This window comes from Acinetobacter sp. YH12231 (genome assembly GCF_013417755.1).
In the GTDB taxonomy this organism is placed as follows: Bacteria; Pseudomonadota; Gammaproteobacteria; order Pseudomonadales; family Moraxellaceae; genus Acinetobacter; species Acinetobacter amyesii.
Genome location: NZ_VPDJ01000010.1, coordinates 86534 through 99222 on the forward strand (window position 1 = coordinate 86534; position 12689 = coordinate 99222).

The window sequence follows — 12689 nt, forward strand, 5'->3', positions numbered from 1 at the left end:
AACATGGCTAAAAAAAATAAATTAACACTTGCCTCTGTCCGCAAAGCGGCGGGCGTAGGGGTGTTTATTGAAAAAACAATTAGTTTTGTCGGCATGAATGGTGAAGCTTTTGAGGGTGAAATCCTGATTAAACGCCTTTCCCATCAGGAGCGTGTTGAAGCAATTAACGCTTGGGGCTTGAAGGACAAAAATGAAGCTACAGTTGATCAATACTCAAAAGCAATCTTATTTGCTGCTGTTTACGTATCTGAAGATGAAAAGTTCTTCCCGACCATTGAGGATACAGGCCTGGTGAACTCTGAAATTATTGCTGCAATGAGTGAAGTAGTTGAGGCGGTAAATGATTTCATGGGAAAGAAGTGGATCTTGAATCAGAAGAGTTCTGGTGTGAGCTCGTCATCAACGGCATTGGTGGAAGAACGATCGAAGAAGCCAAAGCTCGAATAAGTGCGGAGGAATTTGCGATCTGGTGGGCTTATCGTATGCGGAGGGGTTCTTTATTTATCGGTCGAAGGGTTGAGCAAGGCTTTGGAAATTTGTCAGCAACATACTTGGCATCTAAAGGTGCCAAAGATATTAAAGCAGTTTCTTTTATGCCGCACGAAGACCAGCCCGAAGATGAAATTTTGACGGTAGATGAGATGATGCAAAAAGGGATTTAAGCACCTTGGGGTGCTTTTTTAAACCTTATATTTGAGGAGTGATCTGCTCGGTCAACTTGACCTAGAGGGGGTCTGCAAATTTACAGAGGCGATATGAGGATTTGCATATCGAGACACTCAAATTGAGGGTTTCGAAGCAAAGACCAAATTTGGCACTTGGGACTCAAATTAAGGGTTGTTATTGCTATAATGAAAAACATAGACCTCCTTCGGGAGGTTTTCTTTTACCTATATAGACTTTTTTTAAATAATTGAGTAATTTATCACCTTACTTTTAGGGGGTAGTATGAAAAAATTATTAGCAATCGGTACTTTATCTTTAATTTCATCTTTGGCCACAGCTGAAAATGCAATCGTTCTTCAATCAGGTGAGCCATTACCTTTAGGTGCTTCCGCAAATACAGTACAAAATAGATCATCTACAAATAATGGCTATTTACCGTCTGGTGGTTATGTTTCTGCAGGTTATGCGGGATCAAAAATTGGCTCAAGCGAATTTGGTGGGGATGAGCGTTTTAATGGATTCTTTTTGAATGCTGGAACATATATTGCGCCTAAAACATCATTGTATATGGAGTACGCATTCCAAGATGCTTCAGAAATGGATTTTAGTGAAGTAGTCCTAGGTTTAAATTATAAATTTCTTGAGAATGATAAAAATTATGCATCGGCGGGAGGTGGTATTGGGTATGCTTGGCTAGATGAAAAAGCATACGACCCATATTACGATATGCATGTTTCTCTTGAGCTTAATTACATAACACTTCCGTTATACTTAGAAGTTGGGCACCAACTTAACTCTAACTTTGAGATATTTGGGAACCTTGGTTATAAATGGTTTTTCAATCGCGACTCTGAGGCGTGTATAGATGGGTTGTGTGTTTCTGGAAATAGCTCAGACTTAGATATTGACGGCATGACCTACAAAGCTGGTATTCGATACAACTTCTAAAGTAAGCCGCCTTCGGGCGGTTTCTTTTTGACTGTAAAATTAGTATCTTGTCCTAAATTAATAATTTTTTGGGGTGGGTTATGAAATCCAAACTACTTGTTTTTATAACTTTGTTTTCTTGCTCAATTACTAAAGCTGATTTAATAGATAAATACACTAAAGTGCTCGAGGATGGAGCGTACTCACCAAGCTTAATAACAACCAAAACAGATGTGGAAATCGATCCAGAAATAAAAAATAATAATTGTTCTGCGCTTTCTAAATTTGCAGAAAGCTCTTTTAAAGCAAGACAAAGTGGTGTTAGTGCAGAGAAGATGTTTTCTGTAATTAGTGATGATGAGCCTTCAGCTAAAAAAGTTATGCAATTAATAATTGTCGATAGTTTCAAACATCCAATTATGTATAGCGGAAAAGAGTTAAGTACTGTTGCATCCGAGTATGCAAACCATTTCTACATAGACTGTATGGTCTAACTTTAAACGATACAAAACAACCGCCCATCAAGGCGGTTTTTTATTGCCTGAGGTTTTATATGAGCACCAAACTTGGAACATTAACATTAGATCTAGTTGCCAAGGTGGGTAGCTTTGTTGGGCCAATAAAAGATGCGGAGAAGCAGACGAAAACCAGCTTCGATAACATGCGAAAGAATGTGAACCTGTATGGTGCTGCAGTTTTAGGTCTTGCAGCCAGTGGAGTTACGGCATTGGCGGGAATGGCGTACTCAACAGCTCAACAGGCTACGGAGTTAGAGAAATTTGCATTTAGGGCAAATACAACAACCCAAGAATTCCAAAAAATGGCAGCTGGAGCTGGAGCGTTTGGTATTGAGCAAGAAAAGCTCTCCGATATGATGAAAGACTTCAATGAGAAACTTGGAGAGCTTACAACCATAGGTGCAGGCGGTGGTGTAGATTTCTTTGAACAAATTGCAATGAAAACCGAGGGCGGTGCTGAAGGAGCAAAGAAACTAATCCTTGAAATGCAAAAACTCAGTGGGCCAGATGCACTGCAACTGTATGTGAAAAAGTTAGAAGAAGCAGGCGTATCCCACCAACAAATGTCATTTTATTTGGAAAGTATGGCATCCGACTTGACAGATCTATATCCATTGTTAGCAAACGGTGGTGAAGGCCTGAAGTTATATGGGGATATGGCGGAACGTGCAGGCATCATTATGACCGACCAAACGGTTGAGTCTGCAAAATTGCTAAAAGATCAAGTTTATATGCTTGATTTACAGATGCAAGGCGCTAAAAACCAATTGATGCAAGCAGTCATTCCGGCGTTCGTAGATATTGCAGAGGCATTTTTTGGAGGTTCTGAGCAAGGACTGCAATTTGAAAAAGTTGCTGAAGGTATTGCTAAAACCCTAAAAGCTTTAGCTGCTGTAGCTATTGGCGCGGTAACGGCAATCCAATTGGTTGGTAAAGCACTTGGGGGTATGGCAGCGATTGGTGGCGCAATTTGGAACGAAATGGATTGGTATGAAATGAATCCATTAGGTGTTGCCAAGGCTGCATACGAAGCAAGAGGTGAGATTGCTGCTCTAACCAAAGAAATTAAAGGTGATATGCATGAAACTGTAATGGGTGCTGCAGATCGCTTGGATAAAATGTGGAGTAGTGGAAGTTCGAAAAAGGCAGAACAGCTTCGCGGTATCCGAGAGTTAAGTCAAACCATAGGCGGGAATAAAGGCGTTAATGATGGCCTGGGTGAACTTGCAGGAAAGCAAGATAAGGCGGCTAAATCCACAAAAGAAAACAATAAGGCGCTTCAAGCACAAAATCGAATTTTGGAAGAGCGCAAGCGAATTATTCATGATTACGCTGCCGAGCCAATTCAGAAAGAAATTGAGCTTGAAGAAGAGATTGTGCGGCTTCGTGAAAACGGCATGGATAAATACATTTCCATGGCCCAAGCGCGATACGAGCAAACTAAAAAACTCTCTGAAATGCAATTCGGATTTGAAATATCAGAACATCGATTAACTGAAGCTAAAAAGCTCGAGTATTCATTCAACATTAAGCATCAAGAAGTTATGGCTGATGAAAAGCTCACAAAAGAACAGCGTGAGGCAAAGATTCAATCGCTGAACGAGATGTATAAGATTGAAACTGATAAATTGCGGATAGCCCAATCAAAACAACTCCTCGAAGCCAAACGCCACTGGATATCTGCTGCCGACTACGCCAAAGAATATTACGCATTGGTACGAGAAGAAATTCTCAATACTGCTGAATATTCACCTGAAATGAAACAGAGCCTGGTAAAAGAGGCTAACTTCAATCAAGGTTTAGAATCAAACGCTGAGCGTGAACAGGTATGGGGAGACTACAAGTCCATGATGGGCTTGGATAAATCGCCATACCAAGAAGATATGGATCTGCTTGCTGAAGCGCGTAAGCAGATGCTACTGACAGAAGAGGAGTATCAACAACAGCGTTTGGCCATGCAGATGTCATACGGTGCCCAGTACGGTGCTGATTTTGCAGGCATGATGATGGGCTTGGTTGACTCTTCTAGTGCCGCATACGCAATACTCGGCGGAGTTCAAAAAGGCTTTGCATTATTCTCTACAGCGTTAAATAGTTATCAAGCAATTTCAGCTGCGTGGGCGTCAGCACCGTTTCCATATAACTTGCCTGCTGTTGCAATGGCAACGATGGAAACTGGTTTGCTTCAGGCTGCGGTTTCAGCGTTGAGTCCGGTTGGTATGGCCCACAACGGTATAGATAACATTCCGAAAGAGGGTACTTGGCTGCTCGATGGCGGTGAACGTGTGTTGAACCCTCAACAAAATAAGGATTTGACTAACTATCTTTCCCAAGCCCAAAACTCAAGTGGTCAATCTCAAGTAAACCTAAACCCGAACTTCGTTATTGTGGATGAGCGTGAAAGTCTGAGTGATTACTTATTCAGTCCTGACGGCACAAAAGCATTTGTGAAGTTCTTTAAACGAAATCGTTCAGCCTTGGGCGTTTAACTCAGGGTTATTTTTGAGGACAAAATGAAAATACAAACCAAATATGGCGAAGTACACGTATTAACAAATTGCCCTCTGCTTGATTCGACCGAGCGCTTAGAGTTTAAAACCGAGGTGCATGAATCGTTTGATGGTAGTGAAATTCGATACATTCAGCGTGATGCACCTCGTCAAGTCTTGAGCTTCAACTATGTGAATATGCGTAAAGCCATGGGTGACATGTTCCACATGCTCTATGCAAATTTGCGTAAACAGTGGGGTATTCCACTGCCGCAGTTTAGACAGATTATTCCAAATCTTGAAGATAGTGACTTCATTGTTATGAACACGACAGCACACCAAGCCGACCTTAGAGTCGGTTTTATTTTGCTTGAAAGTTCTGAAGGTGCTCAAGTTGCTGAGACTGTGAGCATAGGTCGCTACGTCATTGTGCAAGAAGAAATTCGAGATCCTGAAACGGATGAAATTATTCAAGAATTGATTACTGAGTATCAGGATGGCTTCCGACTTGCAGCCAATGTGACAGCAACCAATGCAGCAATCATGCCGCTGCGGATTTGCATTATTGATGGCGATGCATCAATCAATACTGGTGGATTTTGGTCCAACTCAAGTGTGGTTTTTCGCGTGATTGCAGAGGATTCGCCTGAATTTGAAGCTGATGTGCCTGAGCAATTCCTTGGTGATGATATTTACTTCAAGCCTTTGCTATTAGATGGCAACTCGTTAGAAATGACACTGACCCAACATCAAAACATTGTCGATGGCGATGTTGGTGGCTTTCAGGATTTTACCCATTGGGCCAAGCCACGATATTTAAAACCATTTAAGTCGTTACTACGTGACTGGAACCAATACACGGAGTATCGAAAGTTTTTGTTTCGTCGAATGGGGCGTTTTCAGGCATTTTGGATGCCGTTATATGAGAAGCATTTGAATATTCTCAATACTGGAAACATTACAACTTCACTCAGCACAAACACAAAGTATTTGCTTGAAGCAGACCGTAAGCACATTGCTGTGAAGCGTAAAGACGGCACTTGGACAGCACACACGATTACTGCAAAAACAGGCGGTTCACTCACTGTATCGCCAGCAATCAATGCTCAACGTAGCAACATCCAAACCATTTGCTATTTAGGTTTGCATCGGCTTGATGCAGATCAGATCGAATTTCAATTTTTAGGCGCACATAAAACGCAAGTCACAGTGCCAATCGTGGAGCTTTCATCATGAAAACGAGAGCGGAACTTTATCAATTTAAGCACGGTACTCGCACTTGGTATTTCACCAATCAGCGCAAAGTAATCACACACGCAGGTATTGAATATCTGCCAATTCGTGGACTTTCACGTACTGCGATTGAAGATGAAAGCATTGATAAGTGTGATACCGAAGTAACACTTCCGCAAATGAGCTTATTAAATGCGGAAGGTGAAAACCTTGCTGCAGTATTTGCGGGGAAAATCTTTTATGGGGGCGTAACTGTCACAATCCTTGAGTTGTATCAAAACGAAACCTTGGTATTACATAAAGGCCGTGTGACGCAGCCGAAATTTGATGAAGATGCAGACACGCTGACGTTGGTGTGTGAGACGGGCGAATCGTACTTAAACCGCAATATTTTGACGCGCAAATTTCAGCCTTCATGTCCGAATTCCATCTACGACCGTTGGTGTGGTTTGGATTTTGAGAAGCTGTCATTTGAAGTAGTGGTCACAGCGGTATCAGGTTTGGTTGTAAGTTTTAGTGTGGTGCCAACACAGGTGCTCGATGAGCAGGGTAATCCGGTCTTTGAACAAATCCCTGTTTTAGATGAACTAGGTCAACCTGTTTTAGACGGTCAAGGCAATCTTACTTATGAAAACGGCGCACCGATCATGGAAACTAAAGCATATCCTGCTGGATGGCTGAATTTAGGTCTGTTAGTGAAAGATGGTGTTTACACCACAATTACGTCGGGCGGTGGAAGTTCTCTAAACCTTTATCGTCAGCACGTCGGTTTAAAAGTTGGTGATGTGGTGCGTGTGGCACCGGGCTGTGATCAATCGTTAAAAACCTGCCATGAAAAACTTAATAACAGTCTAAATTTTGCAGGGCATCCATTTATTCCGAGTCAAAACCCATTGGAAACACAGTTAATTAAGTGAGGTCCCAATGTTTATTTTAATTGCGGCATTAGTGAGTATCGCTGTAGGTGTCTACAACTACATGCAGATGCGCAAGATGCAAAAAAAAAACCAACAAAAGCCAAATCAACTGGATGGAACAATTGCGGATGAAGGCACCTCATTTAGTGATATCGCAGGCAGTCCACATATGTATGGAAATATCACGCATATTTGGGGGCAGACTACTACTCCGATTAAGGCAAAGGGTGGTAAAAAATGAAAATTTATATCTCGGATTTACGGAAAGCCAAAATGTGTGCTCGCGGATCGCGGGCATTTTTTTTGGCTCAAGGTTGGGATTGGCAGGATTTTCTGAAGAATGGGCGTGATGCTCAGGACTTTATTAATACGAATGATGCAATGGCAATGCAGGTTGTAGAGGTGGCAAATGGGCGGAAGCAGTAGTCAGGTCGTTGGATATCGCTATTTTGCCAATTTTTTATTATTCATCGGCAATCCAATTGAAGCGTTACATGCGATTAATTTTGATAAACGGATGTGGATAACTGGAAGAATTGTGCCTACAGGGGACGGGCAGTTGAGGTATGTGCATTCTCCTAATTTATATGGTGAGAATGAAGGGGGGATTAGCGGGGTAATTTGCGTTAAATATGGAAAAAATGGCCAGTATGAAGATTCAGCATATGCCAAATACATGGCAGATATAGGAATGCCTGTGTCTGCATATCCTTATCAATCCTACATTTCATTTAGCGGGAATGTTTTAGCAAGTCAATTTCAAGGCATGAGTGATGAAGATCTTCAAGATCTCGCAGATGAGTATGAAGATGGAATTGTGCCGGGAAAAGGGTTTTACCTCGGCAACTCTGGCTACATGAAAGAGATGTTGCTTTGGGTGAAGCGCACGAGAATCCGAAATGATGGTCGTAGGCAGTGGTATGAAATGCGGGGTGACGGTGCTGTTGTTTGTGAGATTGGCTCTTACAAGATGATTCAGTATCAAGGTAATGTTTCGGTTGGTGAAAAAACAATAAACATAAAAAGATCATATCAAACTCAAGTTGTTGTGAATACTCAACCCGATATTGATACTTTGGCTACAGTTTTTTTTACTGGAAAATCCAACAACATTCTATATGTTGAGAAGAATGACAATAATACTGTAATTGACGGGATATGGGTACCTGAAGATATAGGGAAAACAATAAGAGCTACATATAAAAGAGAGCTTATAGTTTCCCACATTTACGGATTTTTGAAAATTGCAGCAGAAGTTGTTGTATATGGTGCTGATTTTTCAATTGTTCCAATTGGTGATGTTATTTCATCAAAACAAGAGTTTATTGGATATCATGAGCCAGATCATTTTACAGATGCTCGCGTTTATCGTGTTGAGTATGTTTTTAGATTGCCGCAAGCTATTATCGGTTTCAAATCAATAGTGAGTCGACCATCTGCTAATTTTCAGAAATCTGTATATACCGGTGACTTAAGTCTTGAAATATACGATACTGGCCCAGGGTTTGAACAATATGAAATGGAATCGCCAGACATCAACCCAATTCACAAAATTCGTGAAATTCTCACTGATGACACAGCGATAAATAAGCCAGAATCTGATGTGAATGATATTAATTTCATGAAAGCAGCAGATCGAATTTGGGATGAAGGTCTTGGAATCTCATGGTCAGTTACTGAAAAATCATGCTTGGAAGCAATTGAAGAATTATGCGGACACATCGAAGCTGGTGTGCGTGTAAATCGCCAAACAGGCCTTTATGAAATGGTTTTGTTTCGTGATGACTGGTTTGAAGAAAGTGAAATTCACACCATTGCTGTCAATAAAATTAAGAATATGCAGCTTGATCCGCCAGTGTTTACTGATGAGTTAATTAACAAGTTGAATGTCAGTTTTTATAATCGGGATGCAATTAAAGACTCATCCTTTTCTATTTCTGAAAATGCCGCAATACGCAATTTAGGAGGTGTTGAAGTGTCAGGCGATGCTGATTTTCCATATTTCATGAATCAGCGTAATGCTGCGGTTGTTGCGCAATGGAAATTGAAGCAGATGTCAACGCCAGTATGGAAAGGCTCTTTCACAACAGCTGAGTACAACGCACGCAAATGGAATCGCTATGACCTTTTGAAATTAGCTTGGCCGCGGAAGTGGCAAGGTGAAATTACAGTTCGGATCATGAAAATTAATCTTGGTACGGGTGCTGATGTATCGATTGATTTTGTTGAGGTTGTGCCGTATTCAGGCACTTTATCTTCAAATATCGTGATTGATGAGCCTATTGATGTTGGTGTTAAACCACCTTTGGCTTGTCAGTACGAGCCCTTTGAAATGCCTTATTACTTGGCAGTAATGGCACTTGGTCAGCGTCAAGTTGATGAAGAATTTGGTTATGAAAATAACTTTGGCTTAGTTGGTGTGGTAGCAGAAAAACCGCAGTCAAATTCTCTTTACGCAGTAATGATGACGCATGATGGCGCTGAGGGGGGGGAATGGCTTCGTGCTGCGACAATTAACTACGAGCCTGTCGCTGAACTCGATCAGATCATTTCAAAAACATCAACAAGCTTCACAGTTAAAGATAGTCTAGCAATCGCAGGCTTGCAAGTTGGTACTTTGGTTAAATGTGGTAGTGACTGGATTGGAACACCGGGTGAGTGGATGGTCTTTCAAAGTGTTGATGCATATACCGGTGTTGTGAGTGTGAAACGTGGTGCGCTTGATTCATTACCGCAAGAATGGGGAGTAGGCACAAAACTTTATTTCTGTGGAAATGATGTTGCTTTTGATTCGACCGAATATGTTGCTGGTGAGGAAGTTCTTGTGTCGGCTCTCACAACCACTCCGTCTGGCATGCTTGAAAATAATGGCTCAATTGCTATTGAAATGAATGCACGTGCATTCAGACCTTACCCACCAGCCAATGTCAAAATTAATGGCTCTTATTGGCCGGAAACTCTACTGGTAACAAATGACATTGTTTTGGTATGGGTACATCGAAACCGAGTGCAGCAAACGGGTGGCGGGATTCTCGGTTGGTACGATGGCGATGTAACTGTAGAAAGTGGTGTCACATATGCTTATGAGTTGATTTCTGAAAATGTGGTTTTAGATTCTCAGTCAAATATTGCTGCAAATACTGTGACAGTTCTTGCATCTGTATTAAAACCAAATAAACCGCATACATTAAAACTTTGGTCTGTGCGGGATGGTTATGAGTCATATCAAAAATTTGAGCACTCATTCTTTATTGAAGCTGCAAGTTTAATTTTAACTGCAACAACAAATGGATCTAGCGTTGTTGGGAATACTGTTCCAACCGCAAATATCAATGTTGTTGTAGATGAATCATTAAGTGCAAATATGAAATTTGACGGCACAAGCATCAGTGGTAAAGCCCCTGCGGGCTCAACAATTACAATTGAGATTCAGGAGTAAGAATGGCTATTTATACAGGAATTGCGGATGCAAACGGGGACTTTACAGTCCCTTTTTTATCTAATTACACGGGTGGTCAAAAGGTTACTGTCACAGCAGAAAAAGATGCCGCAATAAAAACAATTGAGCTTTTTGCTCCAAGCGATACAACTGGCGGTGGTGTTATTCAGTTCAGTGGTAATATCAATAATTTCCCGCTAAACATTGGTGAAATCACAATAAGCGGACTGAGCGGAATAATCCAAGATTCAAGCTTTGATGCAACAACTTCTTTTGGTAATACTAATATGTTTAGTAAAGCCAAAGGTTTGGAATTAATTGGGGGCATATCATCTGTATCATCAAATGCATTCAGAAATTGGATAGAGTCATTATTTTTAATATTACCAGACTCTATTGAGTCGATCGGAGTTAGATCATTTCTAGGATGGTCAAAAGCAACAACACTAAAACTTCCCAGCTCACTTAAAACTGTTAATCAGCTTGGTTTTTCTGGATGGGAGGAATTACTTGTCTTGGATCTCCCGGAAACACTACTAACATGTGGGCCTAGCGCGTTTTATGGTTTGACTGCTTGCCATACTCTAATATGTAGAGCTACAACACCACCAGAAATACAAAGCACTACTTTTGAAGGACTGGATGCTTCATGCATTATTAAAGTACCTGCTGGGTCTGTAGCTGCATATCAAGCTGCAGCGAAATGGTCTGTTTTTGCAGCAAGAATTCAAGCAATTTAGAACTTTAATATTTTTATGCACCCAACCGGGTGCTTTTTTATTGCCAAAAATTAGGTGGCGCAATGCCAAATGACTACACAACTGATCCACCAGTAGCAACAGCAGGGCAGCTTCTTGCCATCTCAGACAAGATTAACGACATATCAAAAAATATGGATAAGCTTGCTGAAATGCCACAGAAGCTTGACCGTATGAATATGCAGTTAGAGCAACTCAACAAAGAGCATCAACAGACTCGCAATGACTTAACACAAACTCGTGACAATCTGCAAGAAGATTTAGACCAAGCAAAGTCAAACTTCAAAAGTGAGATTAAGCAGCTCAGAAATGAAGTTGAGCCAAGATTTAAGGAGGTGGACTCACAGATCAGAGTGCTACATGAAAGTAAAACCAAGATTGACAGTATTACCAACCTTGTGCGCTTTGGTGGCATTTTCTTAGCGGGTCTATTCGTCGTTGCTTGGAATACTCAGACGAGCAAGACAGACACAGTAAATACTCAAGCCACGACCAACGCTCAAAGCATTCAGGTTCTTGAAAAACAATCTGATCAACTGTTAAGAACGGTTGAAGAAATCCGAAACAAACTTTATGAGCGAAATATGAGAGAGGAAAAATGAAATTAATCCAAGAAAGTGCGCTTCAGTACTTATCTGTAAAGCTCCCGCTACTGGGGGCTTTTTTAATGCTTGCAGTTTTAGTTATTCAATGGGCGTTAGACTTTAATTTTATCCCTGAACAATATGCGCCTTTCATTATTGGCACAGTATTGCCAGCACTAAGTTGGTTAGGCCGTAAAATTGCACAGCCAAATTTGCATCAGCCTTTGGGTTTTGTGGCTGTGACAGCAGGGCATAGCAACTCTGATCCGGGTGCAGTCAACGGCAAATATAAAGAAGCTGAGTTGGTCGTCAACTTCCGCAACGCAGTGACTCATTATTTGCGTGAAGCTGGATTGCAGGTCAAAACCGATGGTACTGGCACCAAGAATGACCAACTGTCTGCTGCGGTAAAATTAATTAAAGGCTCAAGTGTAGCAGTCGAATTTCACATGAATGCAGCAACTTCAAAACAGGCGAATGGCATTGAAACGATTGCATTGCCAAAAGATAAGGTCTTGGCTCAAAAGTTATCCAAAGCTGTAGCAGATGCATTAGGCAGTCGCTTACGTGGAGATAATGGTTGGATTGATCAATCTAAATCTGCGCGTGGTCGACTGGCATACGTGAATGCTGGCGGTTTAATTGTTGAGCTTGGCTTTATTTCAAATGAAGATGAACTTTCCAGATTCAATGCGCACTACTGGCTGGCTGCAAAAGCTGTGGCTGAAGTGCTGATCGACTATGAAAAGCGTAATTAAAGTTATATTACCGTGCATCCTGCTATCAGGTTGCACAGCTCACTCAATCACAACGAATGTGAATGTGGGGATATGTGTGAAGGCTCTTTGATGGGCCTTTATTTACTCCAAATTTACGCCTTAAAATCGATATACGGTTTTATAATGTTGATTTTACATTGTTTTTAAAATTAATTAATCCAATCTTGCAAAGGTTGAGTAAATGGCACGGTATTGTCTTGAGCACGTTTAACGAAACTTTCACCCATAACTTCAGTACGAACTTTTAAGCCATTTTCATAATCTTGTTGTGACATGTAGCAAACCCTCTGTGATGTAATTTTGCAGTACAGCCTATACCTTTGACTCTGCGATACCATTGGCTGATGGTCGTATAAAAAAGCCATCCCATTGTTTAACA

At 41.1% G+C, this 12689-nt stretch carries 13 protein-coding genes and 1 pseudogene; 13 read left to right on the forward strand and 1 reads right to left on the reverse strand.

Annotated features, from left to right (window positions below; all coding sequences use genetic code 11):
• The first annotated feature begins 3 nt into the window (after positions 1-3).
• From FTV11_RS07875 to FTV11_RS07935, 13 genes are all read left to right on the forward strand, one after another.
• Complete coding sequence (locus tag FTV11_RS07875) at positions 4-447, forward strand: hypothetical protein (RefSeq protein WP_180073751.1); 444 nt, start codon at positions 4-6, stop codon at positions 445-447.
• Positions 448-536: 89 nt separating this feature from the next.
• Positions 537-662, forward strand: a complete 126-nt coding sequence (locus FTV11_RS07880; protein WP_257223208.1) for a hypothetical protein — start codon at positions 537-539, stop codon at positions 660-662.
• A 286-nt stretch (positions 663-948) separates the two neighbouring features.
• Positions 949-1614 carry a hypothetical protein gene (locus tag FTV11_RS07885; protein WP_180073753.1) on the forward strand — a complete coding sequence of 222 codons (666 nt, stop codon included), beginning with the start codon at positions 949-951 and terminating at the stop codon, positions 1612-1614.
• Positions 1615-1694: 80 nt separating this feature from the next.
• Positions 1695-2087 (forward strand): hypothetical protein, encoded by a 393-nt coding sequence (locus FTV11_RS07890; protein WP_180073754.1) that lies wholly within the window; start codon positions 1695-1697, stop codon positions 2085-2087.
• Between the two features lie 59 nt (positions 2088-2146).
• On the forward strand, positions 2147-4600 hold the full coding sequence (locus tag FTV11_RS07895) for a hypothetical protein (protein WP_180073755.1): 2454 nt from the start codon (positions 2147-2149) through the stop codon (positions 4598-4600).
• A gap of 24 nt (positions 4601-4624) precedes the next feature.
• Complete coding sequence (locus FTV11_RS07900) at positions 4625-5836, forward strand: hypothetical protein (protein ID WP_180073756.1); 1212 nt, start codon at positions 4625-4627, stop codon at positions 5834-5836.
• On the forward strand, positions 5833-6750 hold the full coding sequence (locus FTV11_RS07905) for a phage BR0599 family protein (protein WP_180073757.1): 918 nt from the start codon (positions 5833-5835) through the stop codon (positions 6748-6750). Before FTV11_RS07900 ends, FTV11_RS07905 begins: the two co-directional genes overlap by 4 nt.
• Before the next feature lie 7 nt (positions 6751-6757).
• A complete protein-coding gene (locus FTV11_RS07910) occupies positions 6758-6991 on the forward strand; it encodes a hypothetical protein (protein WP_180073758.1) in 234 nt (77 codons plus the stop codon).
• Positions 6988-7176: a hypothetical protein gene (locus FTV11_RS07915; RefSeq protein WP_061519387.1), complete on the forward strand. Its 189-nt coding sequence runs from the start codon at positions 6988-6990 to the stop codon at positions 7174-7176. The genes FTV11_RS07910 and FTV11_RS07915 overlap by 4 nt, the downstream gene beginning before the upstream one ends.
• Positions 7160-10189 carry a hypothetical protein gene (locus FTV11_RS07920; RefSeq protein WP_180073759.1) on the forward strand — a complete coding sequence of 1010 codons (3030 nt, stop codon included), beginning with the start codon at positions 7160-7162 and terminating at the stop codon, positions 10187-10189. Before FTV11_RS07915 ends, FTV11_RS07920 begins: the two co-directional genes overlap by 17 nt.
• Before the next feature lie 2 nt (positions 10190-10191).
• On the forward strand, positions 10192-10929 hold the full coding sequence (locus FTV11_RS07925; RefSeq protein WP_180073760.1) for a leucine-rich repeat protein: 738 nt from the start codon (positions 10192-10194) through the stop codon (positions 10927-10929).
• A 62-nt stretch (positions 10930-10991) separates the two neighbouring features.
• Entirely contained in the window at positions 10992-11549 is a 558-nt protein-coding gene (locus tag FTV11_RS07930) for a hypothetical protein (protein WP_180073761.1), read from the forward strand.
• Entirely contained in the window at positions 11546-12289 is a 744-nt protein-coding gene (locus FTV11_RS07935; RefSeq protein WP_180073762.1) for an N-acetylmuramoyl-L-alanine amidase, read from the forward strand. Before FTV11_RS07930 ends, FTV11_RS07935 begins: the two co-directional genes overlap by 4 nt.
• A 173-nt stretch (positions 12290-12462) precedes the next feature.
• Here FTV11_RS07935 and FTV11_RS07940 read toward each other — a convergent pair.
• A pseudogene (locus tag FTV11_RS07940) lies at positions 12463-12585 on the reverse strand (4-carboxymuconolactone decarboxylase); the annotation flags it as partial.
• Positions 12586-12689 lie beyond the last annotated feature (104 nt).